This is a genomic window from Providencia manganoxydans (genome assembly GCF_016618195.1).
GTDB classification, from domain to species: Bacteria; Pseudomonadota; Gammaproteobacteria; order Enterobacterales; family Enterobacteriaceae; genus Providencia; species Providencia manganoxydans.
The window spans coordinates 1,357,272-1,382,484 of record NZ_CP067099.1; the positions used below are offsets into that span (position 1 = coordinate 1,357,272).

The 25,213-nt window shown below is 36.6% G+C and carries 21 protein-coding genes; 11 read left to right on the top strand and 10 right to left on the bottom strand.

Annotated features, from left to right (window positions below; translation table 11 throughout):
* Nucleotides 1-7 precede the first annotated feature (7 nt).
* Nucleotides 8-667, top strand: coding sequence for a MarC family NAAT transporter (locus JI723_RS05875; protein ID WP_140181680.1), 660 nt, complete (start codon nt 8-10; stop codon nt 665-667).
* A gap of 298 nt (nt 668-965) precedes the next feature.
* On the opposite strand, the gene JI723_RS05880 is transcribed toward JI723_RS05875, so the two are convergent.
* The gene (locus JI723_RS05880) at nt 966-1,181 is read right to left on the bottom strand and encodes a hypothetical protein (protein ID WP_272580181.1); all 216 of its coding nucleotides are present in this window, start codon (nt 1,179-1,181) and stop codon (nt 966-968) included.
* A 636-nt stretch (nt 1,182-1,817) separates the two neighbouring features.
* Here JI723_RS05880 and JI723_RS05885 point away from each other — a divergent pair.
* The gene (locus JI723_RS05885) at nt 1,818-1,961 is read left to right on the top strand and encodes a hypothetical protein (RefSeq protein ID WP_175442438.1); all 144 of its coding nucleotides are present in this window, start codon (nt 1,818-1,820) and stop codon (nt 1,959-1,961) included.
* 46 nt (nt 1,962-2,007) lie between these two features.
* Here the strand turns inward: JI723_RS05885 and JI723_RS05890 are convergent, their stop codons facing one another.
* Together JI723_RS05890 and JI723_RS05895 are read right to left on the bottom strand one after the other, a co-directional pair.
* A complete protein-coding gene (locus JI723_RS05890; RefSeq protein WP_337979842.1) occupies nt 2,008-2,973 on the bottom strand; it encodes a bifunctional helix-turn-helix transcriptional regulator/GNAT family N-acetyltransferase in 966 nt (321 codons plus the stop codon).
* Between the two features lie 217 nt (nt 2,974-3,190).
* Nucleotides 3,191-3,619: a hypothetical protein gene (locus tag JI723_RS05895; protein WP_070925123.1), complete on the bottom strand. Its 429-nt coding sequence runs from the start codon at nt 3,617-3,619 to the stop codon at nt 3,191-3,193.
* Between the two features lie 663 nt (nt 3,620-4,282).
* Here JI723_RS05895 and JI723_RS05900 point away from each other — a divergent pair.
* The 5 genes from JI723_RS05900 (at nt 4,283) to JI723_RS05925 (ending at nt 9,936) form a co-directional block, all read left to right on the top strand.
* Nucleotides 4,283-5,008 carry a DMT family transporter gene (locus JI723_RS05900; protein ID WP_272580180.1) on the top strand — a complete coding sequence of 242 codons (726 nt, stop codon included), beginning with the start codon at nt 4,283-4,285 and terminating at the stop codon, nt 5,006-5,008.
* Nucleotides 5,009-5,570: 562 nt separating this feature from the next.
* On the top strand, nt 5,571-6,791 hold the full coding sequence (locus JI723_RS05910) for a PfkB family carbohydrate kinase (RefSeq protein ID WP_140181677.1): 1,221 nt from the start codon (nt 5,571-5,573) through the stop codon (nt 6,789-6,791).
* Between the two features lie 25 nt (nt 6,792-6,816).
* Nucleotides 6,817-7,554: a glutamine amidotransferase gene (locus JI723_RS05915; protein WP_070925120.1), complete on the top strand. Its 738-nt coding sequence runs from the start codon at nt 6,817-6,819 to the stop codon at nt 7,552-7,554.
* Between the two features lie 382 nt (nt 7,555-7,936).
* Entirely contained in the window at nt 7,937-8,902 is a 966-nt protein-coding gene (locus JI723_RS05920) for a DMT family transporter (protein WP_070925119.1), read from the top strand.
* 2 nt (nt 8,903-8,904) lie between these two features.
* Nucleotides 8,905-9,936: a phosphotriesterase family protein gene (locus JI723_RS05925; protein ID WP_070925118.1), complete on the top strand. Its 1,032-nt coding sequence runs from the start codon at nt 8,905-8,907 to the stop codon at nt 9,934-9,936.
* A 71-nt stretch (nt 9,937-10,007) separates the two neighbouring features.
* Here JI723_RS05925 and JI723_RS05930 read toward each other — a convergent pair whose 3' ends face one another.
* Complete coding sequence (locus JI723_RS05930; RefSeq protein WP_070925117.1) at nt 10,008-10,205, bottom strand: hypothetical protein; 198 nt, start codon at nt 10,203-10,205, stop codon at nt 10,008-10,010.
* Between the two features lie 32 nt (nt 10,206-10,237).
* Between JI723_RS05930 and JI723_RS05935 the strand changes: the two genes are divergently transcribed.
* On the top strand, nt 10,238-10,579 hold the full coding sequence (locus JI723_RS05935) for a DUF2946 domain-containing protein (RefSeq protein WP_337979843.1): 342 nt from the start codon (nt 10,238-10,240) through the stop codon (nt 10,577-10,579).
* A gap of 266 nt (nt 10,580-10,845) precedes the next feature.
* Entirely contained in the window at nt 10,846-12,879 is a 2,034-nt protein-coding gene (locus JI723_RS05940; protein ID WP_337979844.1) for a TonB-dependent copper receptor, read from the top strand.
* A 91-nt stretch (nt 12,880-12,970) separates the two neighbouring features.
* Here JI723_RS05940 and JI723_RS05945 read toward each other — a convergent pair whose 3' ends face one another.
* The 4 genes from JI723_RS05945 to glgC all read right to left on the bottom strand — a co-directional run bounded on the left by JI723_RS05945 (nt 12,971) and on the right by glgC (nt 19,507).
* The gene (locus JI723_RS05945; protein WP_070925116.1) at nt 12,971-14,350 is read right to left on the bottom strand and encodes a sugar porter family MFS transporter; all 1,380 of its coding nucleotides are present in this window, start codon (nt 14,348-14,350) and stop codon (nt 12,971-12,973) included.
* 314 nt (nt 14,351-14,664) lie between these two features.
* A complete protein-coding gene (locus JI723_RS05950) occupies nt 14,665-15,552 on the bottom strand; it encodes a helix-turn-helix domain-containing protein (protein ID WP_319066273.1) in 888 nt (295 codons plus the stop codon).
* A gap of 204 nt (nt 15,553-15,756) precedes the next feature.
* Nucleotides 15,757-18,210 (bottom strand): glycogen/starch/alpha-glucan family phosphorylase, encoded by a 2,454-nt coding sequence (gene glgP, locus JI723_RS05955; RefSeq protein WP_272580177.1) that lies wholly within the window; start codon nt 18,208-18,210, stop codon nt 15,757-15,759.
* 4 nt (nt 18,211-18,214) lie between these two features.
* Nucleotides 18,215-19,507 carry a glucose-1-phosphate adenylyltransferase gene (gene glgC / locus JI723_RS05960; RefSeq protein ID WP_272580176.1) on the bottom strand — a complete coding sequence of 431 codons (1,293 nt, stop codon included), beginning with the start codon at nt 19,505-19,507 and terminating at the stop codon, nt 18,215-18,217.
* Nucleotides 19,508-20,384: 877 nt separating this feature from the next.
* On the opposite strand from glgC, the gene JI723_RS05965 reads away from it, so the two are divergent.
* Nucleotides 20,385-20,639, top strand: a complete 255-nt coding sequence (locus tag JI723_RS05965; RefSeq protein ID WP_070925112.1) for a helix-turn-helix domain-containing protein — start codon at nt 20,385-20,387, stop codon at nt 20,637-20,639.
* A gap of 298 nt (nt 20,640-20,937) precedes the next feature.
* Here the strand turns inward: JI723_RS05965 and JI723_RS05970 are convergent, their stop codons facing one another.
* Both JI723_RS05970 and JI723_RS05975 read right to left on the bottom strand, forming a co-directional pair.
* Nucleotides 20,938-21,930 carry a hypothetical protein gene (locus tag JI723_RS05970; RefSeq protein ID WP_272580175.1) on the bottom strand — a complete coding sequence of 331 codons (993 nt, stop codon included), beginning with the start codon at nt 21,928-21,930 and terminating at the stop codon, nt 20,938-20,940.
* Nucleotides 21,931-22,292: 362 nt separating this feature from the next.
* Entirely contained in the window at nt 22,293-23,129 is an 837-nt protein-coding gene (locus JI723_RS05975; protein WP_140182838.1) for a MurR/RpiR family transcriptional regulator, read from the bottom strand.
* A gap of 561 nt (nt 23,130-23,690) precedes the next feature.
* Here JI723_RS05975 and JI723_RS05980 point away from each other — a divergent pair.
* Nucleotides 23,691-25,202, top strand: a complete 1,512-nt coding sequence (locus JI723_RS05980) for a CoA-acylating methylmalonate-semialdehyde dehydrogenase (RefSeq protein WP_070925109.1) — start codon at nt 23,691-23,693, stop codon at nt 25,200-25,202.
* The last annotated feature ends 11 nt before the right edge of the window (nt 25,203-25,213 follow it).

The following is a 25,213-nucleotide window of genomic DNA, read 5'->3' on the forward strand; positions in this document are numbered from 1 at the left end:
GGTGGTCATGTTTGAATTATTAACTGCAATAGGGATTGGGTTGGTGGTATTGTTACCATTATCAAACCCACTAACCACAGTTGCATTGTTTCTTGGTTTATCCGGTGGAATGACAATTGAGGCGCGTAAAAAAACCATAAAAATGACGCCTGTATATGTCTTTTTTATTATGTTGGTCTCATGGTATTCAGGACAAGCGATCATGAATACCTTTGGTGTGACTATTCCAGGTTTGAGGATTGCCGGTGGTTTTATTGTTGCCTACATTGGTTTTCGTATGTTGTTTCCTGTCGCCGAAAATAGTCGTCATGATGAAGGGGAAAAAACAGTAGATAATACATCGAGTGTTGCATTTGTTCCTTTAGCTATGCCAAGTACTGCTGGACCAGGTACTATAGCGATGATTATTAGTATGGCTTCATCCGTAATCACGAATGAAAGCGCTTATCCTCATTGGGTTATTATTGTTGCGCCACCGTTGGTATTTTTAATTTTTTCTGTGATTTTGTGGGCATGCCTAAAAAGTTCAAGTCTTATTATGAAGTTTTTTGGTAAAAGCGGCATTGATGCAATATCTAGGCTGATGGGATTTTTGCTAGTTTGTATGGGTGTACAATTTATCATCACCGGTATAGGAGAACTCACGCGTTCTGGTTTTTTTAGCTAGTTTTGAACAATGTTATCGTGAATTACTCTGATTTAATGTATAAATAACACCTGAAAGGTTATTACTTCTCAACTGAATAAGGTGTTACAGCGCTTTTCTTTTTCTGCGCCAGTCAGCAACGGCGATAAATTAATATCAAGTAATATTAATTATCTTTACCATCTTCATGTTGTTTTAGAATATATAAATAACATGTTAATTAAGTGTTATTACTTAATTTTTGAAATGTAGATACTAGTAAACTGCCATTTGTATGCAATGCAAAAAAGAATTACCTGTGTCTACGTAAATACTAAATTTAGTTGACTTTGTTCATCAAAAATTTATAAATTTCAGGTAGATATAGAGAAATACTGACAAATAAAAACGCTGCAATAAAATAGATGTTTATCGATTCCATCGTAATCGTTGTTGAAAGAGTCGCGATCGCTAAAATGCCTACAATGATACGACGACTATTTATAGACATCACATGCGTTAACTCACTAATAAATGATTCAATAAATCTAAACATAACAATTCCTTTTCATAGTTACGTGAGAAGTGTATATGATTTAAATATAATATTGAAGTTTTTATTAGTTATTTGTGCTATTAATTTTTAATGTGAGTTTAAAATGATTAAATTTAATCTTTTTGAGATAAAAAAAGCATTTAATAATTTAAAAAATTTATTGATTCTATAATTTATTTAAATTTAACAGATAAAACATTACATTGGTTAATTATTTTATGGCTTCAATTTATTGATATTATTGTCTTTTTATTTTGTGTTTTCTATTTTGTAAATTAATACAATAAACAAGAGTAAGTAAAGTATAAATATATATTAAGTATTAACACGTAGTGGTGTGAAAATATGTGAGTTAGCTCATAAATGAGCAATTAACTTAATATCTTTTACTTATTCTAATTATGAAAATGATTAACACTTATTAAGTTGGTAATAATACCTATTATATTCTAAATAGTTTTGGGGGAAATAGAGGATAAGTGAGTGAGTTACTAGAATATAGGACAAATTATGTGATTAGCACAAGTAGGCTTAGTCACTATAAGCCTAACCCCCTAAAACTTAATGTATGATGAGTATATTCTGATTGAGTGCTGTCAGAGGGTAGTTTACTCTAAAAGAAAATAGGAGAATACGATGCCAGCATATGATCCCATAGAACTACTCGGTAACTCTATCGCAGCAACGATAAAAATGGTTTATTCCCCGTTTGAATCGCTGTATCACAGTAGTATCATCGGCGACCTTAGTTATATTATGCTATTGCACTTTGCGAATTAATGACTCGCTTTTCAGCTAGTCTACTGTTTTCTTTGAGCTTCGGTAACTAGCTGATTTTATTTATGTTCAAATTTTTAATATAATGTTGTTCTATCACAGATGTTCCCCATTGGCTTCCTTCCTGTTCTTGAACTAACTTAAATCCAGCTTGTTGGTAAAGTCTAGCGGCAGTATTTAACCCTTTAAATGTCCAAAGCTCTATAGCTTTAAAAGATTGTGTTTGGCAAAAAGAGAGCGTTTTATCGAGTAATAATCGGCCTATTCCCATTCCTCTGCATTTTGGATCAAGAATGAACCAACGCAAATGAGCATGGCCACATGCCAAATCTTGCCCATCTACCGCAATAGAACCAACAATATGATTATTATGTATGGCGCTCCATATTTGGTTGCAGGGTTCACCAATTCGATTAATAAACTCACTGACATCCATTGCTATTTTTTTTTCAAAAAATTCACCAAAATTGGCATGTTCAAAGTAAAATTCTGCATGCATTTGGGTTATTTTACCGATTAATCCTGAACGATAGCCTTCATAAATATCAATGAATTGAGCGGTATCATTAGTTTGCTTTAGGCGATGTTGTTTGAGCGCATTCGCGTAAAGCGTGATCCCTTCAGCGACGGCTTGCTGTTGCTTAACTGCCAATTTTTCTAATGCGAATATAACTTGCTGTTGGCCAAAACGATGGATGCCATTAACTAAGTTTTTACCTTTGGCAGTGAGGGATAAATTTTTAAGTCGTCCATCTTCGATGTTTGTCGATTCAATTATTTCACCATTGCAGAGTAGCTTTTGAATTAGACGACTGATGGTTGATTTTTCTAAGATTAAGAGTTCAGCTAGCTGTGCTGGGGTAATGGTGGGATTTTGTTCTATTTCAAGCAGGACGTGAATCGCTGAGGGACTATAATTAGTCGCTGCGAGAGTTGAGCGCATAAAACCTAATTCACGTACCATCATTCTAGATGAAGAACGAATTTGCTCGGTTAAATCAATCTTATTATTCATTGTGCCTCCCAAAAGCAACTTGTTGTAAGCTACAAGCAGTTGCTTCTCTTCGTCAATCCGATTTTTAAATAAATAAGAAAAACAATGGGATGAAGTAATATTGAAGTAAAATAAGGAAATAAGGGATAATGTTGAATTGATTACATTATGAGTGACGCAGAGTGGGAAAGTATTCTTAATCCCAGTTTAGTAATAGATTCTAAATACCAATTGTCTATCAATCTTTATAAGTCGTGGAGTGGGCGGGGTGTTCATGGCAAAAATCATCCCAAATATTATTAAAGTTTTCGTTTGGGAATCTATTTTCTTCAGTATTAATTAAAGGAATAGAAACGACATTTCTACCATCCTGATGCATATAGGTTTTGACTAAAAATCGCCTGTAACTAAAGGATTTTTCATTTTTAAAGACTAGCACTTCACCGCAAACATAGCCCAACATACCGTGATCAAGCGTTTCCCTCACTGAGTAATAGTGAACATTTTTATATTCAGCTGTTTCAGGAAAGGGGAGAAAGTCTTCAACGGCCTTTTGTGATTTTTTTACGATATCAAGATCAGGTGTGTAGTTTGCCATCATACCTGCGACAAAAGAGCTGCTCGCAATCAGCGCAATAATTAAATATGAAAATATGTTCTTTTTCATGATATTACTCTTTTACCTGTTAAGTGATAGAAATAAATCATTATTGGACCGTCATAAAGTAGCATGGATAAAAGTATGGTTATATGGTCTAGAAATAACAAGAGTTAAATAAAAACAAACAATTACAATTTAAAATGAATTGTTATGTTGACTTTATTTAAGCCTATTATTATCTACTAATTTTTATTTTTTATAAAAAGATTTTTATATTAATTTATCTCGCAAATGGAGAATTGTTAATTTTATTGTTTTATTTTTGTTGATTTTGCCACATTAATCGCTTTAGCTTGATGTAATGGAAAAATTTACATTATCTATGATAACTCAATTCCCACCCATAAAGAGTACAACAAGCAAGAAAGATTTCCAGCTAAACGATAACCTCTCTTCACACAGCGGAAATAGGTGTTTCTCAGCGTTGAATGCTCTTACGATAACTCGCTAAATAAAGTGATTAAGGCAACGCTGATTGTGTTACGCGTCTAACCAGAAGAAGGGTGATAAAATGTAGATGTATTGAGGCTTAGATGACCATTTTTTGTTTTGTAGTTGGTAAAAATAGAATAGAGAACAAAAATAACTATAATGGGGAAGTGATATGGGAACACTTATTTATTATCCTATTAGATCACTAATTCCTTATATAACGATAATATTATTCATATGAACAATATTAAAATAATTTGTCTTGCTATTTGTATTTCATTGATTTGGGGAAGCAGTTTTCCTATATCAAAAATGACTATTGAAAAAATAGGTGTTTGGCCTTTTCGTTTTTATGCAGCGTTAACATCAGTTGTAGTGCTAATATTGTTAGCGCTAATAGCTTTCAAGCGCAAGTTTCACTTCTATGGCTTGATTATGTGTATTCCATTGGGGTTTTTAAATGTTTTTTTAGTGACTCTTCTCAATAATATTGCCTTGGGATATACGGATTCAGCTAAAGCATCTGTGCTGATTTATACTATGCCAGCAATGACTACAGTGATTATGATGATTGCACATAAACGGATTACCTTGAATTCAATAGTAGTATCATTAAGTTGCTTAATTGGGGTATTTATTTTTACGTCCTTGGATCACTTTGGTTTGGGCGAGATGATTATACTGCTGAGTGCTTCTATGTGGGCCTTAGGGACGTTTTTAGCAGAAAAAATTCCGACTCAGTTAGATCTACTTTTTAAAGTGATGTATCAAAATATCGTCTCATTCTTTCTTATCTTATTGATTACACTATTTATTTCATCCAATTTGGATATATTTGATTATCAACAGGATCCTCTGCATTACATTAAGGATGTTTATTTTCCTATCTTATTTATAGGGATCGCTGGCGGTGTGATTGTTTTTGTACTGTGGTTCTACATGATAGAACAAGGGGGGGGCTGAACTCTCTTCTTATGCGGTATTAGTCGCTCCGATAATTAGCGTTGGGTTATCTCATTATTTTCTAGATGAAGTAATTTCTTTCACTATGCTGATTGGAATGGTTCTGATCTTGTTGAGTATGCTGATTTCATTTATAGGAAAAACAAGATAAATAAGATACAAAAAGTTGAATCGATTCAGATTTGCATTTAGTTAATTAAAATTTAAAAGTAAGTATTTTATTTATTTGAAATTCTTTATAGTTAACTATTAGTTATAACTTTAATTTTATTTCAATAATTTATTGAAAATAATGTCTAATTTGATTTAATTTTGTTTTTTATCTGTGAGTATCATGGTGATTGTTTTAGTTTTAAATGGAATAATAATTAAATTGGCTAATGCTTTCCTATTTTATTTTGTGTTAAAAGGCTAATTTACCTTAACGTAATATGCTTTTGCTTTTTTTTGTTTTTATTTTTGTCTTTTTTGCTTTTTTTTGCTTTGCTTCGGGAACATATGATTATTATCACATTAAACTAACAATATCTAAATTAAAGTAAATGCCATGAGGTAAAATGGCATGAAAGCAGAAAGACATAAAAAAATAATCAGTTTTCTAAAAAATGCAGGCTCAGCAAAAGTTTCTGTTTTATCGAAAGAGCTTAATGTCACTAAAGAAACCATCAGAGCAGATTTAAATTCTTTGGCAAAAAAAGGAATTATTAGCCGTTGCCACGGTGGCGCATTCATTGAATTTGAGACCCTAGATAAAGTTGCCAAAAAAGAAATTATACAATTTCTAGAGTGCAATGAAAGCCTTAATGAAATAGTAAATAAGGATGATTTAGTGAACGGCAAAGTTTGTGTTTTAGGTTCGTTTAATGTTGATATGATTAGTTATTTACCTCGCCTTCCTGAGGCAGGTGAATCATTGTTATCAAATAAATTTATTTTTTCACCGGGTGGTAAAGGTTGTAACCAAGCTCTTGCTGCAAGTTACTCAGACTCTCAAGTACATTTTATTACTAAAATAGGTACAGACCAGTTTAGTGATTATGCAGTAAATTTTATTTCATCATCAAAAATAAAAAGCTCAACCATTTACCAAACAGAAAAATTTCAGACAGGTACGGCATCTATTTTTGTTTCAGAAAATAGTGGTGAAAATATTATCTCCATTTACCCTGGCTCGAATATGGATATTAGTGCTGATGAAGTCAAAATTCAGAAAGATAAAATTATTAACTCAAATATTATCCTATTACAACTCGAAACTAATATTGAAGCATTAAAAGAGATTATTGCGATAGGTAATGAATACAATATTCCGATTATTTTAAACCCAGCACCTTACAATGAAATCGCAATAGAACTACTTGAAAAGGTTGATATTTTAACACCAAATGAAACTGAAGCGAGCTTACTTTCGGGAATTAATGTGATTGATTTAGATTCCGCAAAACAAGCTGCTGAAGCTATCTATCACAAAGGGGTGAAAAAAGTCGTTATAACATTGGGAAGTAAAGGCTCTCTTGCCTATGATGGCAATAAGTTTATTTACTCACCAGCCTACACTGCGGTTGTTAAAAATACAGCAGGTGCAGGGGATGCATTTAATGGTGCTTTGGCTGCATCGCTAGCAAAAGGAAAACAATTCTCTTACGCATTGCGTTATGCCTCTGCATTTTCATCTCTTGCAGTTGAAACCAGTAATGCTTCAGAAATGCCTGAAGATATTAATGTGATGTATCGTATTAATCAAACAACCTACTCTCAGGTTGTGACTCAATCTCCTGAATAACGTCTATTCTGAAAGAGGAATAAAAATGAAAATTTTATTTATTGGTGAATCATGGCACATTCATATGATCCACACAAAAGGTTACGATAGCTTTACATCGAGTAAATATGAAGAAGGCGCAACATTTTTATTAAGTTGTTTAAAAAATAAAGGTGTTGAAGTTGATTATATGCCAGCACATGTTGTGCAAATGTCATTTCCAAAAACAGTCGAAGAACTCGAAAAATACGATGTTATTGTAATCAGTGATATTGGTGCAAATACTTTCTTACTGCAAAACGATACTTTCTATAATATGAAGGTGTTACCAAATTCACTGCAATTAATTAAACAATACGTTATTAATGGCGGTGGGTTATTGATGATTGGTGGTTATTTATCCTTTATGGGTATTGAAGCTAAAGCCAATTATAAAAATACCTTACTTGCTGATGTATTACCTGTCGAAATGCTTGATGGTGATGATCGTGTTGAAACACCTGAAGGCGTATTTGCGTCCGCAGTTAATACGACTCATGATTCAATTAAAGGGTTTGGTAACTGGCCAATGTTCTTAGGTTATAACAAAGTATTGGCGAAGAAAAATAGCCAAACCGTACTGAATATTGGTGAAGATCCATTATTAGTTTTTGGTGAATATGAAAAAGGTAAAACAGCCTGTTTTATGAGTGATTGCTCGCCACACTGGGGAAGTAAAGAATTTATGGCTTGGGAACATTACTCAGATATGTGGGTGAATATTCTAAAACAAATATCTAAGTAATGAGATATTCGTCATCTTTCAGGTTGCAGGGGTTTTCATTAAAACATAAGGGACGACGCGAGGCTTGCCGAGTCACATAGTTTATCTATGTTCTCCGCCTATCTTCGCTTGTCACCTACCTGCAACTCGAATTATTTAGAGTATAAATAGCAAAAAATAAAATAGTAAAAATAAAAAAATAAGTGTGGGGAGTTTTCCTGCACTTTGTTATCCGATTTATTCGATTACAAAAAATAATGACTCATATACTCGTCATTCTTCAAGTTGTAGGCTTTTCGTTAAGGTATGGTGATTGCACTCAATGGCACTAGTCACTGTGTTTTTTCTGTCCGTCGCACTTGAATGATTTAGAGTACAGTCAAAATTCCAAAAGGAATATTTTATGAGTACAAAAAATTATTCTACACCTTTACTGATGATAGCAACGGTTTTAGCCGGTATGTTATCGCCAATGCAATCAGCCGTTAATGGGCAACTAGGGGATGTATTAAAAGATGGTAATGCGAGTGCGGTAATTTCATTCGCGAGTGGCCTTGTTGTAATGTTCTTTATTATTATTGCTAAAAAGCAAACTCGCCAACAATTTGCAGCTATTCCGAGCTTAATTAAACAACGTAAAATACCTCTATGGAACTGGTTTGCAGGCCTGTGTGGCGCGATGGTTGTATTCTCTGAAGGTGCCTCTGCAAGTGCATTAGGTATTGCAACCTTCCAAACCGCTTTAATTTCAGCACTGTTGTTATCGGGTTTATTGTGTGACCGTTTTGGTATTGGTATCGATGAGAAAAAACCGTTTACTACATTCCGTGTGATGGGCGCTGTATTTGCCGTTGTCGCAACACTATTTGTAGTTTCACCACAATGGCATTCTACATCCGCAATCTATTTAGCTATCCTGCCATTCTTAGCGGGTTTATTAGCAGGGTGGCAGCCAGCAGGTAACTCTAAAGTTGCTGAAGCGACAGGTTCTATGATGGTTTCTATCACATGGAACTTTATTGTTGGTTTCACTGTATTAACTGTTGCGCTGATTATTCGTATGGCGTTAGGGCATATTACCCTTGAATTACCGGGTGTGTGGTGGATGTATTTAGGTGGCCCATTAGGCTTAATGTCGATTGCATTGATGGCAATTTTAGTTCGTGGGTTAGGCTTATTAATGTTAGGTGTCGCATCGACAGCAGGGCAGTTATTAGGCTCCGTATTGATTGACCTGTTATTACCATCTTTAGGAAATACCGTCTATCTAGTGACTATCATTGGTACATTATTTGCGCTGGTAGGGGCGATTATTACCACTATCCCTGAATTTAGAGAAGCAAAAGCTGCGAAAACAGCAGGAGTGTAAAAATGAAAGGTTATATTCAGACTGTCACAGGACCGGTTAAAAAAGAGGATATGGGGTTAACCCTCCCACATGAACACTTATTTAACGATTTATCAACGGTAGTCGATGAGCCTTATTATGATTTCTCACATGTCTTAGTCGATAAAAAAGTCAGTGCAGACATTCAGTGGGGACTTAAACACGATCCGTATTGCTGCTGCGACAATATGGATAAAAAACCGATTGAAGATGTGATTTATGAGGTAAATAACTTTAAAGAGCTCGGTGGTAAAACACTCGTGGATGCCACAGGCTCCGAAGCGATTGGTCGTGATGTACGTCAACTGCGTGAAGTTGCAATCAAAACAGGTATTAATGTGGTTGCTTCATCTGGGTTATATATCGAAAAATTTGAAGGTGAACGGTTAGTTAGTAATATCGATGTCATGGCCAAAATGATCGATGACGAGCTAAATATAGGTATTGATGGTACTGATATTTGCGCAGGTATGATAGGCGAAATTGGTGTTTCACCATTCTTCACTGAAGGTGAAAAAAATAGCCTCAGAGCGGCGTCGATTGCCCAGCTAGCCAATGATCATGTATCAATGAATATTCACATGCCTGGCTGGCAACGTCGTGGTGATGAAGTACTGGATATTTTAATCAAAGAAATGGGCGTTAATCCTGCTAAAATTTCGTTAGCACATTCAGATCCATCAGGAAAAGATCTCGATTATCAACGTCGTATGTTAGACAGAGGCGTATGGCTTGAATTCGATATGATTGGATTAGATATTTCTTTTCCTAAAGAAGGGGTTGCCCCTACTGTCACTGAAACTGTTGATGCCGTCTATAAATTGATTGAATTGGGGTATGGTAATCAAATCGTGTTAAGCCATGATGTTTTTCTAAAACAGATGTGGGCAAAAAATGGCGGTAATGGCTGGGGCTTTGTGCCCAATGTTTTTTTATCCCTTCTCGCGAAAAAAGGGGTTGATGAAGCCATTATAAGTCGCTTATGTATTGATAATCCGGCTAATTTGTTAGCCTAATCAAATTGTAACCCTTTGTTATTTTATGTTCGACTTTGCGGTAATAGTCTATGGCTATTACCGCGTTTTGTTTAAAAGAATGCAGCCATCGGCATCCAGTATAAAACTAAGCCAGATGTAACATAACTGACAAAAAACGATAACAACGTAGATGCAAATAGGATACACTCTCGCGCAATAAAATCAGAACAGATATGACGGAAAAACGTTGCGCCTGCACGCTCGATTTCAACAATTTGCCGCTTATCTTGCCCTTCTTGCTGTAGCAATGCTGTTTATTGCCCCATTGGTTTCAAAATCAATGATGCACATGACTGATTGTTCACTCACGGAGGGCATGACAGCCCATTCGATGGAGCATTCGCATCAGGATATGCTATTGCCTGAAGAATGCGCAACCAGCACACCTATGAATCACTTTTTAATGTCAGGGGTTGGATTATCGCCCATGGAAGACATTGTGTGTGGTTACTGTCAGTTATTGGTTCATTTTCCCTTTATCATTCTCTTTGTTGCCATTGCTATTCGCCTATTGGCAATATTGACCTCCTGTTTAGCCCTTGAACCTTGCGTTCGTTTATATCTGTTCCGGCCTTGGTTATTACGTTGTGCCCGCGCACCACCTATATTCGTCCTCCTTTAAGTTGTAGGGCTTTGTTAAGGTATGGTGTTTTTACTCAGCTCACTGAGTTACAGCATTTATCTATGCTTTCTACCTATCTTTGCTTATCGCCTATCTGCAACTCGCATTATTTAGAGTGTATGCACTTTTTATTAATTATTTAATTAATAGAAAGTAGCTAGGTTGCATTTGCCGTTTTGAGTGCACTAAGACGTTTTATATCTTGAATTTGGATAATCCATTCAGGCGGCATTGTTACGTCATAAAGAAAAGAATTAGGCACAACAATGAACAAAGAAAAGTTTGTAATTGCACCTGTTGCATTTTTAGTATCGACCGTTTTGGTTTCTTATAGCGCATGGGCGGAAGATAAAAATCAAAGTCTATTTTCTGACAGTTCAGTCATGATCGTTACTGCACCAGTGGACTCACCATTGACGATCAGTACATCACCTAAAACACCTAGGCAACCTGTTCCAGCAAGTGATGGCTCTGACTATTTGAAAACCATTCCCGGTTTTTCTCAGATCCGTAATGGTGGTACTAATGGTGATCCCGTTTTTCGCGGTATGTTCGGTTCTCGTTTACGTATTTTAACTAATGACAGCGAGATGCTAGGGGCTTGTCCATCACGGATGGATGCACCAACATCCTACATTTCACCTGAAAACTTCGATCTTCTTACCATGATCAAAGGGCCTCAGTCGGTATTATGGGGACCAGGTAACTCAGCTGGAACGATCCGTTTCGAACGTGAAAAACCGTTATTTGATAAAGCAGGCATTAAGGGCAATGCTAGTGTGTTAACCGCATCTAATCAGCGCTGGGATGCCAATGCTGATGTGAGTATGGGGAATGAAAAAGGTTATTTACGGTTGGTTAGTAATAAATCACGTTCTAATGATTATAAGGATGGTAATGGTAATAAAGTGCCATCAAAATGGGATAAGTGGAATGCTGACGTAGCGATTGGTTGGACTCCTGATGAGTATACTTTACTGGAGCTAACCGCAGGTAAAGGTGATGGAGAAGCACGTTATGCAGGAAGAGGGATGGATGGTTCTCAATTCAAACGAGAAAGTTTAGGTATGCGTTTTGAGAAAACTAATATTGGTACTGTACTCGATAAAGTAGAAGCCAACATTTATTACAACTATGCCGACCATATCATGGATAACTATTCATTGCGTGAAACCAGTGGAACAATGGGAAGTGGTTCTGGTCATATGATGGGAAGTGGTCACGGTATGATGAATATGCCAATGAAAATGCGTGTAGATCGTAAAACGGTTGGCGGTAGGGTGATGGGCACTTGGATGTGGACTGATTATGAACTACGGGCTGGTGCCGATATGCAAACTAATACCCATCGCAAAGAGAGTGATAATCGTTGGAACAAAGACGCACAATTCCAAGACTATGGCGTGTTTGGGGAGTTAACGTGGGAAGTTAACGACCATGATAAGGTCGTGACGGGGGCGCGAGCAGACAGAGTTTTGGTTGATAATGATACAAATATCGGCTCTTCGGGGCGTAATACAGTCATGCCTGCTGGATTTGTACGTTATGAACATGCTCTTTCTAATATGCCAGTAATGTTGTATGCGGGGGTTGGTTACACAGAGCGTTTTCCTGATTATTGGGAGTTGTTCTCGCCGACTTATGGGCCTGATGGAACAACCAATGTGTTTGATCATCTCAAAACAGAGAAAACGACTCAGCTTGATATTGGTGCTAAGTACAGTAATGAAAGCATAAATGCATGGGTTTCTGCTTATATTGGTCGTGTTGATGACTTTATTTTATTCCGTTATAACCCTCACAATGTACGTCAAAGCCAAGTTGAAAACGTCAACGCAATGATTATGGGCGGTGAAATGGGGGTAGCATATAAGTTAACGGACGAATGGAAAGCGGATGCTAGCCTTGCTTATTCATGGGGAGAAAATCGTAGCGATAGACAGCCATTGCCTCAAATGCCGCCGTTAGAGACACGTTTTGGTTTGTCGTGGGAAAAAAATGATTGGACGACAACAGGGTTGATGCGAGTAGTGAGTAGTCAACATCGAGTTGCGATTAATGATGGTAACGTCGTTGGTAAAGATTTCAGCAGCAGTGCAGGATTTACCATTTTTTCGGTTAATACAGCCTATCGAGTTAATGATCATATGAAATTAAGTGCGGGTGTGGATAACTTATTCGATAAGAATTATAGCGAGCACCTTAACTTAGCTGGTAATAGTGGGTTCGGTTATTCATCTAACCAACCAGTGAATGAACCAGGTAGGACATTCTGGGCGAAAATGAATGTAACTTTTTAAGTTATTATTGAGGGCTATTTTTCAAGCTGTTCTCGTTGTAAAAATCACCAGCCCCTAATATATCCCCCCATGATAGGGGGGATATAATCAGTTATCGGCCAATATTGCGTAGCGAATTACCTTTCATTAAGTTTTCTTCAATATGCTCTAAAGAAACATTTTTGGTTTCTGGTACAAAGTAGAGTGTGACTAAAATAAATACCGCATTGAGCGCCGCATATAGCCAAAATGTATGTGTATCACCGAGTGTCGATAACAGTGTTAAGAAAGTAGCACTCACTATCATGTTAGCAACCCAGTTTGAAGTGGTTGAGCAAGTAATACCAAAATCACGCCCTTTAAGTGGTTGTATCTCAGAACATAGAACCCACATGATAGGGCCTGCGCTGACAGCAAAGCCAATAATAAAAATAAGTAGGAATGCAATGCTAGCATACTGGATAAGTAAGGTATGAGCGTCGAAAGATAATAAATAAGCGAGTAGACCAATGCTTATTGCCATAACACTAAAGCCAAAGACTAATAATTTTTTACGACCGAAACGGTCAATAATTGAGATGGCAAGAAAAGTTGCAATCACATTGACCAATCCAACCAGTACCGTACCATACATTTGTTGAGTGGTAGTTTCAAAACCGGCTAATGAGAAGATTTTCGGGGCATAGTACATAATGACGTTGATGCCGGTTAGTTGTTGCATAAATTGCAAAGAGATCCCTAAAAATACACTACGGCGGAAATTACTGTTATTTTTGAATAAACCAAAACCAGATTGTTTGATTTTGAGGCTATTAAAAATATCGTCTAATTCTTGTATTGCTTCAGTTTCTGAATTTCTGAGTTTTAATAAGATAGTTTTTGCATCATCGGAACGGTTCTTACTGGCCAGCCAGCGTGGACTTTCAGGTAAAAAAGTGACGCCAATAAATAGCAGGACAGCAGGAATTGCAGTGATCCCTAACATCCAACGCCACGCATGATCATAGCTAAACCCAGTATCTGAAATGAATGCCAGTAAAATACCTATGGTGATCATTAACTGATACATAGATATCATTCCACCCCGGATCTTTTTGGGGGCTATTTCGGATAAATAGGCGGGTGTTGTAAAAGATGAGATACCAATTGCTAGACCTAATATCACGCGTGAGCCAATAAGAACCTCGGCATTTGGTGAAAATGCAGAGCCTAGCGCGCCAATAATAAATAGTATGGAACTAAGCAATAAACTTCTTTTACGTCCTCCCCAAGATGATAGCCAACCACTAATAATTGCTCCGGCAGCAGCGCCGAACATCATAGAACTAACAACGAGTTCTTGCTGAGTCGCGGAAATATCAAACTGCTTACTAATAAAAGGAAGTGCCCCTGAGATAACACCAGTATCTAAGCCAAAAAAGAGACCCGCTAGTGCTGCGAGTAAACCGACGAAGATAACCATTAGATTGGTTGATTGGTTTTTTTCTACCATTAGCATTAATCCTTGATAGTAATATTAGAAAATCTACCTAGCTATTTATACGTAATTCATATAACTCAAATTCATGCTAGCGCGATCTTCATTTGCTTTCAATGCGAAATAAATCAGGAGGGATAGGATAATGGAGGGTAATTTTTACACTTTATATGATACAGGTTTTTATTTAATCCATATTTGAGTATCAAAATTAAATTTTATTTATGAGAATTAGAAAATAAGACATTTTTTCTAGAGAAAACTTAAGAATATTGATTTTAGGCAAAGAAAAACTAACTAAAAAAATAGTCAGTTTTTCTTCTGAGAGGTTAAATAATAACAGGAATGCAGTAATTGAGCTCTTTAAGATAAAGTCTAGAATTTTCAACAAACTGTTCGTAACTTGGTTTTGATTTCAAAACATAATTTTCGATATCAGAACCTTCACCTCGGACAATATCCATGCTTGCAAGTACTTTTCCATATACGGTATAAATTATATCGTTATAGTCGATACCATGAAGTTCATCGCAGGTAAATTTTATTTGTAAATAGTCACCTGCTGGCAACGTCATAATTTTGGGATTAGGCGGAACGGGGTCGATATCTCGCTCATCAAGTGCGGTGGTATAGCAAAATTGGCCTTCTTGAGCATCTACCGAATCAACACCATTGATTGCATATAGATTTGTCGTGACATATTGGATCTCGGTGAGAAAATCGCGCCAATAATGACGACGCAGTTCTTCTGTTTTGAAATTCCACTCATTAATACCTTGAGTATAGCGATGTTGCTTACCTATTAGCTTAATAGGCTCTAATTTAATAAGGCTAACCTCAACGCTGAACTCTTTGCTTTCTCTAAGTGGTAAACAAAACCCTTCTATTTTCCAGCCAGTGCGTTTGCGATATTCAGATGGTGTTACATTAAATTGTTTTTTAAAAGCACGGCAAAATGTTTGCTGCGAATCAAAACGATAGCGTAGAGAAATATCCATTATGCTGTCATTGGTGAGCCTAAGCGCAACCGCAGAACAAGACAAGCGTCTAGCTCGAATATAAGAGCCAAGAGCAAGGCCTGTTTGATTTTTAAACAGACGCTGAAAATGCCATTTGGTATATCCGGATTTTTCGGCAACAGTATCTAAAGATAGGCGAGACTCTAAGTTTTTCTCGATCCAGAGAATGATTTCCCTGATAACACTTTCTTGAAGCATAGTTACCCTTTTAAATCGGCTTGGTCCAAGGTGTAGAACAAAGAAGTGATACGTTTTGGACTTATTACTAGATAAAAGCACATTTCAGTCGGTTGCAGAATAGCATACCGACTGATAGTTTTTTAAAATTGTTGTGAAGTTAAGTAAGTTTTATCATCACAGATAATCTTAACTCAAATATCTGGCCTAATTTAAAGGATATAATCATAAATTGATAGGCTTTATATTCCAAATTTGTGTCGCATATTCTTTAATCGTCCTATCTGAAGAAAAGAAACCCATATTACAAATATTTTGGGTAACTTTAGATTGCCATGCGAGTGGGTCTTGATAGAGCTTATTAACCTGTTCTTGGGTATTAATATAGCTTCGATAATCTGCAAACAATAAGTACTGATCACCACCATCTAATAAGCTATTGGTCAGATCATGATAAAAGTTAGGAGCATCAGGTTTAAAATAACCATGGTTTATCTGATCTATCACCTGCTTTAGCTCAGCATCATTGTCATAATACCAACGTGGATAATAGTAGTTTTGCTTGATCTGCTTTACTTCTTCAATGGTATGGCCAAATATAAAGATATTTTCATGACCTACGTGTTCGCGTATTTCAACATTCGCGCCATCTAATGTTCCGATCGTGAGGGCTCCATTGAGAGCAAATTTCATGTTACCAGTGCCTGACGCTTCTGTACCTGCAAGTGAAATTTGTTCCGAAAGGTCGGTTGCGGGGATGATTTTTTGTGCCAAACTTACACCGTAATCGGGAATAAATACGATTTTAAGGCGATCACCTATACGCTCATCATTATTGATGACTTTTGCAACATCATTGATCAAGTGGATTATTTTTTTCGCTGCACTGTATGAAGAAGCCGCTTTACCTGAAAAAATAACGACTCGCGGTACCCAATTTTTGCTGGGGTTAGCTAGAATTCGGTTATAGTGAGTAATCACATGCATTAAATTCAATAGTTGTCGCTTGTATTCGTGTATACGTTTAATTTGTACATCAAATAAAGCTTCAGGGTTAATGACAATTCCTTGCGTCTGTGCAATAAAAATCGCGAGTTTTTGTTTGTTGCGCAGTTTTACTTGTCGTAACTTGTCTAAAAATTGCGGGTAATCAGCCCATTGTTTTAGCTCATCTAACAGCGGAAGGTCTGTCAGCCATTGTTGCCCTATATTTTCTTCTATCATTTCAGTGAGTTCAGGGTTAGCAACGGCTAGCCAACGTCTTGGGGTAACGCCATTCGTAATATTGCAGAATTTATTGGGAAAAATGAGTGCAAAATCGGCAAATAAAGCATCGACCATTAGCTGACTATGTAGTTTGGAAACACCATTTACTTTATGGCACACGATCGCTGCGAGCCAAGCCATTCGTACCTGTTGGCCATAATCTTCATTAATGATTGATACTCGGCGAGGGAGTTCATAGTCATGAGGAAACTGCTGAATAACTTGCTGTAAAAAATCATCATTGATTTGATAAATGATTTGTAAATGACGTGGTAAAATTTTACGGATCATTTCTACCGGCCACGTTTCCAACGCTTCGCTCATTAATGTGTGATTGGTGTATGAAAAGATTTTATTGGCGAGAGAAAAGGCATCCTGCCAACTAACCTGATGTTTATCAATTAAAATACGGATCAATTCGGGGATTGCTAAAACAGGGTGGGTATCGTTTAAATGGATTGATACTTTATCGGCTAAGTTATCCCATGTTTCATAAACCAGCCAATGTCGATAGAGAATGTCTTGTACAGAGGCAGAAACAAGGAAATATTCTTGTTTGAGGCGTAATTCTTTTCCTGAATAGGTTGAGTCATTAGGGTACAGAACTCGTGAGACGTTTTCAGACTCATTTTTTTTCTTAACGGCGGAGTAATACTCCCCATCATTGAAAATTTGTAGATCAAATTCGTCACTGGCTTTAGCACTCCACAATCGTAATGTGTTTGTTGCTTCGGTTTTATAGCCAGGAATAATTTGATCGTAAGCGACAGCAATAATATCGTTAGTTTTTATCCATTGCTGGCACCCATCCTCTTCAATAACATGACCTTCAAATTGTATTTGATAACGGCTTTCTGTACGTGGAAACTCCCAAGGATTACCATGTGCTAGCCAGTCATCAGGACATTCGATTTGTTGACCGTTACGTATGGTTTGTCGGAACATGCCATATTCGTAGCGTATACCATAACCACAGCCAGGTAGGTTCATGGTTGCTAGAGAATCTAAAAAACACGCAGCAAGTCGGCCTAGGCCACCATTGCCGAGGCCGGGATCTGTTTCTTGCTCTAATAATTGTTCAAAATCAAAACCAAGTTCAGTGACTACTGTGACTAAATCATCATACATATTCATTGAAATCAATGTATTGGATAATGAACGACCCAGTAAAAACTCCATTGATAAATAATAAACTTGCTTGAGTTGTTGTGAATATTCAGCACGGTTAGTGGTCATCCATCGGTCAACGATCCGATCACGTGCGGCTAATAAGATAGCTTCTAACCACTCGCGCTGTGTTGCAATATAGGGTTCTTTGCCAATCACAAACTTGAGTTTATAGATGATGGAGTTTTTGAGTGCTTCATGGGTGACTAATGGTGAATTACATTCATAAACAAAATGAGAGTTCATGATTTCATTCCTTATTTTTATTTATGTTCTCTAACATATCTTTTGTGACCAGAACGATCCCCTGTTCTGTTCGATAGAAACGCTGGCTATCTTCTTCTGGGTTTTCTCCGATAACAGTATTTTCAGGAATGTTACAACCTCTATCGATAATACAGCGGTGTAGGCGTGATGAACGACCAACATTAACACCGGGTAATAAAATAGAAGACTCAATATTACAAAATGAGTTCACTCTAACTCGTGGAAATAGGACTGAACGCATCACAATTGAACCAGAAATAATACAACCACCTGCAACTAATGAATTCATGGTCATTCCGTGGCTTCCCGAACGGTCTTGAACAAATTTTGCAGGGGGTAATGGCTCCATATAAGTGCGTATAGGCCAATTACGATCATACATATCTAATTCAGGCGTTACAGAAGCCAGATCCAGCGTCGCCGACCAGTAGGCTTCAAGCGTTCCAACATCTCGCCAGTAAGGAGGGATCTCTGTATTGCTTGTCACACAGGAGTATTCAAAAGGATGTGCTAATGCTTCACCACGAGCCACTATTCGAGGAATAATATCTTTGCCAAAATCATTACTGGATTCAGGACAGATATTGTCATCCTCTAACATTTTATAGAGGTAATCACTGTTAAAAATATAGATCCCCATACTAGCTAAGCAATGATTAGGATCTTCTTTTAAAATTGGGGGATGCTCAGGTTTTTCATGAAATTGAGTAACCCAGCGATTATCATCAATTTCCATCACGCCAAATTGGTGAGCTTCTTCTTGTTTTACTTTAATACAAGCAACCGTAAATTTTGCATCGTTGGTAACGTGATCAAGGAGCATGCGTGAATAATCCATTTTATAGATGTGATCGCCTGCAAGAATGACAATGTACTCTGCGTTATAATTACGAATAATATCCATATTTTGGTAAACGGCATCTGCGGTACCTTTATACCAATGGTCGGTCACTTCGCGTTGTTGCGCGGGAAGTAAATCAACAAACTCATTCATTTCTTCATTAAAAAATGACCATCCTCTTTGTATATGTTGAACTAAAGAGTGAGATTGATATTGTGTAATAACGCCTATACGTCTGATCCCTGAATTCAGGCAATTTGATAATGCAAAATCGATAATACGAAATTTACCGCCAAAATGAACAGCGGGTTTAGCACGTTTTAGTGTCAAATCTTTAAGGCGTGTACCTCGGCCCCCTGCTAATATTAAAGCAACGGCTTTTTGAGGCAAATGACGCGCGAGCATCATCATACTATTCATATCATTATGAGACATACCTTAGAACTCTCCAAAATAAACAACGGTTATTCAAAGATCCCCAGTTGGTGTATATACTCGTGATATTGCAAGTTACGGTGTATCGCACTAGCGTATGAAGATTATACCCACTCGCATTAGTGACATATTTTGTTAGCGAGCCTGACATTTATCGCCTAGCCGTATCTTGGGTTATTTAGAGTATCTTATTAAAATTTCAGGTTTTTCTTTTAATGAGAGTAACTATGTTATTTAAAAATCTTGATTTGTAGATGTTACTTTTACCTGAAATATTCAATCATCGTAAATTCTTAATACAATCATTTAACGATGTTTTTTAATCTAATAATGATAATTATTTTTTATGTTTTATAATTATTATCCCTAATAATATACTAGACTTCAGAAATTAAAATATGACATTAAATGTTTTTTTATTAAGAAAAATAATAGTCAGAAATCAATAGACATAAAATGTCATGATTTTTAACAATAAAAATTATTTTATTTGCCGATAATATAGAAATAATCTTATAGTCACCTGTGAAAATAGTATTAGAATTAGATTATAAAAAATAATAAAGCCTATTAAATTAGTTAGTTAATGTCATAAAAAGAGGTTCTTTGTTCGAGTAATCCTAAGTTAGGATACATTTTTTTTGTGATTAATGTCACTATATGAAATTAGGTAGTAAAAAAAATAATATTTTTATTTTCATTTTAATTCAATATGTTAAGGTTTTTTGTTGGTTTTTGATCTTTTTTAGATGTTCTGTATATGATTGTTTTTTTAACACTGTTTTTTAATTTAAATCAATTAAATTATGGAGCCAGAATGTTAATTTACGCATCGATAAAACTAACTTCACTTTGATTATATTTTTAGGAGTTTATTATGCACAAAGATAATATTGCAAAAATGCTTGGTATTAGAATTCGCCAGCAAAGAGAGAGCCATAAAATGTCGCTGAAACAAACAGCGAGATTGATAGGTGTATCAGAGGATGAGATGAATCGTTTCGAAAGTGGTGAAAGCTGTATTGATGTTGATTCTTTATTTCAATTCGCATGTTTATTTAACTTGGAACCAACCACATTTTTGTATGGTGTTGTTAACGTTAACCTCGGAACACGTTGTACCATTCACTAAAAGGTGATTAAAAACAAGGAAGAACAACAATTATCTAGTCAGTAGCATTAACAAAAGAATTAAAACAAACATAGCGAGATACTATGAGCAATTTAATCGGACCGGAAGAAATTGCAGGGTTACTCTATTTGTAACTTGCTTCTTCCGGGCTTGATTGGAAATAGGTAATTTTAGTTAAGTAATAACACGTGAAATTGTAAAGCTTAGTTTTTATTAAAAATAGTCATCGAAGTTATAATTAACAAGATTATTGATTAGCCTTGGTTAATATTGGTTAATATTGGTTAATTTACACGGCTTAAATGAATTGGTTAATTGTAAGGTGAGTTAAAATTGACTCAGTCATTGTATTTACGTGTATTAACTGTGAAGTTATCACTATTTTATTTGCTTTATGTAAGTTTAATATAAAATGGTCAAGTTGCTTTATAATAAGAGAATTTTCATCGGCTATTAAGTTTTGATTATTGGAAATTAGAAAACTCTCAAACTGAAGATCATGTTGACCTTGTATTAAAGATAATTGATCAGATGTATTACCTGTATTAAAGAACAATTCTAATGAAACGAGAAAACCAGTTTTATTTTTTAGGTGAATGATTAGTACATCTCCATCTTCAATAAATGAAAACGGTCGAGAATATTGAACAGATAGCGACTCAAATTGAAATTTAGGGAGTATCGAGAGAAGTAATGATATTTTTCCAGAAATTAAGAAACGTAATTTATCATGGGATAGATAATCATCTTTATTGATTTGTCGGTGAGCAGATAATCTCAATAAACCAGTATTAAGGGTATTCTTATTGGATAATAGTGATTTTATTTCATCGTATTGCGGAGAAAAATAGAGCGCATTATCGAGGCAGATGTTCACATCATTATAATGCGCTAATTTAAGCAGCTCATTAAGTTCATTAGTTCCATAATTTGGAACGTTACTGACTAAAATATGTTTGCCTTCATCAACGGCTGCTCGAATAATAAATTTGAGTAATTCATCGCTATATATCGATGTGACAATAATGGTATTTACCGCATCATCTTCAATAAGCTGTTCTATCTTTCTTTTTTGACGTACAAAATAGCTGGCTGAGTGGGTTGGAAAATCAAGGCTACAAACTGATTTGAGCTCACAATGATGCTGGCTGTGTAGTATCGCTTCTGTATACCATGAGTTATGGGTGGAACTACCGATTAAACCTATACCTGTTTTATTGAGTGAAATAAGGTTATGTTGCTCTTCAAGTAAGCGCAAGTGACCAAATAAATAGAGGAAATGTGCATTCATTGTTGACGCTCCACACCAAATTTTTGGTTATATACTCGTCATACTTTAAGTTACAGCGCTTTGTCTCAAGTTATAGTGACTATATTCATATTCGTCATCGAGCCTCTATATTTTTAGCAATTTGTTCACTGGTTACTTAGCTGCACTTAGTATGATTTTGAGTATAGGAATATTTACATTATCTCAACATAACAGCGTGAAATAATAATTTCATTAATAATTTTATTGAAATTACTATTTTCTGACTGGCTTCACAATTTTAATATTACGAGTACGACTGATAAAATTAGATGATGTAGTGAAGGGATTATTGGATAGGGCAATGCCACTCGGAGGTGTTTGTAGACAAAGCCCAATAACAGTTAAACCAGTTTGCTTCCTTGGCGGTAGGCTAATGCAACAGTCAGTGATTGAGCAAGGCATAAGGTTGCTGATTGAGAGCGAAATGCATCCACTTGTGCTTCTTTGATCACAAAACAAACGTCACTAAAGCTAGCTAATGGACTAATTTGACTATCTGTAATCACGATTTGTTTTGCGCCAGTTTGAGCTGCTTTTTCGCTAACCATAATGGTCTCTTCTGCATAAGGCGTAAAACTGATTGAGATAACCACATCTTTTTCGCCAATTCGGCTAATCTGCTCTTTAAACATACCGCCTAGGCCATCGATAAGCTGTGGGCGACATTCTAAATGGCTCAATGCATAGCTTAGATAAGTTGCAACACTAAATGAACGGCGCAATCCAATGATATATACGTTATCGGCTTCAACCAGTAAGGAGACCGCTTTTTCAAGATCTTCGGCTGGGGTACGAGCGGCCATTTGTTGCAACGCTTGTGCATTAGAGTGAGCAAACTCTTTTAAGATTTGAGCCGGATCATCACTAAGTTCTTGCTCACTATCCATTTCTCTGAATAAACGAGCACGATCCGTGTAGCTAGCCGTTTCTTCCACTAAATTCATACGAAATAATTGTTTCATTTCGTTAAATCCACTGAAATTAAATGCATTAGCAAAACGGATCAAGGTTGATGGCGGTACATTCGCTTCTTTAGCGATGACAGCAACAGTATCAAATGCCACGCTATTGGTATTATCCAGTACATAGCGTGCAACTTGTTGTAATCGTTTACTTAGTTCATCGTAACGGGAGCGAACTTGCTCCTGAAACTCATTCAAATTCGATGCAGTTGACATAAAACCTCCGTGACTAGGGGCTGTTGACCTTTGATGGTCAATTTTTATTCGAGTTAAAGCCATTTTAGGCAAGGCGAAAAATTCGCCACCTAGTGAAATAGGCAAGAGCCTCTCAACGTCGCATCAAATGAGAGAAATGTGCTTTAATCGAACCCGCAGGGCAACATTCAATCACAATATTTAACTCAAATGATAGTGAGTCAGCCTGATTAACACATCAATCAATTTATTAGGCTGTTTTTTGACCTTGTTTAGTCGTAAAAATCAGCAGCAAAGGTCAATAGCCCCTAGGTTCTTGATTGTAGTTATTTTCAGCCGTTAGTCGAATCTTTTTGAAAAACGAATCTGACTAAATGGAATAATCAATTCATATTACCTACTATACTGAAGGCTGATTAGAACGATTTTTGAAACACCTGTCTTTATCTTCAGTCGATAATTTCATAAAAACTCAGGCTGGATCACATAAATTGAATGTTATTTCAGTTTTAGTTGAAAATGAAATGAATATTTCATATATCTTTAGCAACAAGGTAACTCTATCAGCTAAAGAGAGGCAACATGCAACAGATTCAGAATTTCATTGGCGGTGAACTGGTATCTAGCCAAAGTGGGCGTTTTTCACCCGTATATAACCCAGCAACAGGTGAACAAATCGCTCAGGTTGTGTTGAGCAGCGCTGCTGAAACGAAAAAGGCAATAGAGGTTGCTCATAAAGCGTTCCCTATGTGGTCAAAACTTTCACCATTAAAACGCGCTCGGATCTTATTTAAATTTAAAGCATTACTCGAATTACATATGGACGACTTAGCGCGCTTAATTTCTAAAGAGCATGGCAAAGTTTTTTCGGATGCGGTAGGTGAGCTAACTCGTGGTTTAGAAGTGGTTGAATTTGCATGTGGTATCCCGCATTTGCAAAAAGGTGAGCACTCAGCCAATGTTGCAACAGGTGTTGATAGCCATTCTTTAATGCAACCTCTAGGGGTTTGCGCAGGTATTACACCGTTTAACTTCCCTGCGATGGTACCAATGTGGATGTTTCCTGTCGCACTCGCAACGGGGAACACCTTTGTACTTAAACCATCTGAGAAAGACCCTTCACTCGCACTGGAACTCGCTAAATTGTTAAAAGAAGCGGGTCTTCCGGATGGTGTGTTTAACGTTGTGCAAGGTGATAAAGAATCTGTTGATGTGTTATTGAGAGCACCTGAAATTCAGGCGGTAAGCTTTGTCGGTTCAACACCGATTGCAGAATATATTTATACAACAGCCTCGGAGCATGGAAAACGTTGTCAAGCTCTGGGGGGGGCTAAAAACCATTGTATATTAATGCCAGATGCCGATATGAATTTAGCGACCAACGCCATTATGGGAGCGGCATTTGGGGCAGCCGGCGAACGCTGTATGGCTTTATCTGTGGTTTTAGCGGTTGGTGATGAAACGGCAGATACTTTAATTGCTAACCTTGAGCAACAAATTGCCAAAATGACAGTAGGGCCGGGTATTGTTGATGGTAAAGAAAATGATATGGGGCCAGTGATTTCAGCACAGCATAAAGCAAAAATTTGTGATTACATCACAAGCGGTGAAAAACAAGGGGCTAAATTGTTGGTTGATGGCCGTGATTTCAAAGTAGCGGGTTTTGAAAATGGTTACTTTGTTGGACCAACGCTGTTTGATAATGTTACGCCTGAAATGACTATCTATAAAGAAGAGATTTTTGGTCCAGTACTGGCGATTGTGCGTGTACCGGATTTTGAAACAGGTTTGAAACTGATTAATCAGCATGAGTATGGTAATGGTACTGCGATCTTTACCCGTGATGGCGAAACGGCTCGTGAGTTCCAAGAAAATGTGCTAGCGGGTATGGTCGGAATTAATATCCCAATTCCAGTGCCGATGGCATTCCACAGCTTTGGTGGATGGAAGCGTTCTATCTTTGGACCACTAAACGTGCACGGTAATGATGGTGTTCGTTTTTACACACGAATGAAGACTGTGACGAGCCGTTGGCCTGCAAGTGTTCGTTTAGAACATCATGAAAGCAGCTTTACGATGCCAACAATGGAATAAATGGAGACCCA

Coding starts and splice junctions, on each gene's coding strand:
- JI723_RS05980 (WP_070925109.1), top strand. CDS start 23,691: ATGCAACAGATTCAGAATTTCATTGGCGGTGAACTGGTATCTAGCCAA.
- JI723_RS05970 (WP_272580175.1), bottom strand. CDS start 21,930: ATGAATGCACATTTCCTCTATTTATTTGGTCACTTGCGCTTACTTGAA.
- JI723_RS05890 (WP_337979842.1), bottom strand. CDS start 2,973: ATGAATAATAAGATTGATTTAACCGAGCAAATTCGTTCTTCATCTAGA.
- JI723_RS05910 (WP_140181677.1), top strand. CDS start 5,571: ATGAAAGCAGAAAGACATAAAAAAATAATCAGTTTTCTAAAAAATGCA.
- glgP (WP_272580177.1), bottom strand. CDS start 18,210: ATGAACTCTCATTTTGTTTATGAATGTAATTCACCATTAGTCACCCAT.
- JI723_RS05880 (WP_272580181.1), bottom strand. CDS start 1,181: ATGTTTAGATTTATTGAATCATTTATTAGTGAGTTAACGCATGTGATG.
- JI723_RS05965 (WP_070925112.1), top strand. CDS start 20,385: ATGCACAAAGATAATATTGCAAAAATGCTTGGTATTAGAATTCGCCAG.
- JI723_RS05950 (WP_319066273.1), bottom strand. CDS start 15,552: ATGCTTCAAGAAAGTGTTATCAGGGAAATCATTCTCTGGATCGAGAAA.
- glgC (WP_272580176.1), bottom strand. CDS start 19,507: ATGTCTCATAATGATATGAATAGTATGATGATGCTCGCGCGTCATTTG.
- JI723_RS05925 (WP_070925118.1), top strand. CDS start 8,905: ATGAAAGGTTATATTCAGACTGTCACAGGACCGGTTAAAAAAGAGGAT.
- JI723_RS05900 (WP_272580180.1), top strand. CDS start 4,283: ATGAACAATATTAAAATAATTTGTCTTGCTATTTGTATTTCATTGATT.
- JI723_RS05895 (WP_070925123.1), bottom strand. CDS start 3,619: ATGAAAAAGAACATATTTTCATATTTAATTATTGCGCTGATTGCGAGC.
- JI723_RS05945 (WP_070925116.1), bottom strand. CDS start 14,350: ATGGTAGAAAAAAACCAATCAACCAATCTAATGGTTATCTTCGTCGGT.
- JI723_RS05935 (WP_337979843.1), top strand. CDS start 10,238: ATGATGCACATGACTGATTGTTCACTCACGGAGGGCATGACAGCCCAT.
- JI723_RS05875 (WP_140181680.1), top strand. CDS start 8: ATGTTTGAATTATTAACTGCAATAGGGATTGGGTTGGTGGTATTGTTA.
- JI723_RS05920 (WP_070925119.1), top strand. CDS start 7,937: ATGAGTACAAAAAATTATTCTACACCTTTACTGATGATAGCAACGGTT.
- JI723_RS05885 (WP_175442438.1), top strand. CDS start 1,818: ATGCCAGCATATGATCCCATAGAACTACTCGGTAACTCTATCGCAGCA.
- JI723_RS05975 (WP_140182838.1), bottom strand. CDS start 23,129: ATGTCAACTGCATCGAATTTGAATGAGTTTCAGGAGCAAGTTCGCTCC.
- JI723_RS05915 (WP_070925120.1), top strand. CDS start 6,817: ATGAAAATTTTATTTATTGGTGAATCATGGCACATTCATATGATCCAC.
- JI723_RS05940 (WP_337979844.1), top strand. CDS start 10,846: ATGAACAAAGAAAAGTTTGTAATTGCACCTGTTGCATTTTTAGTATCG.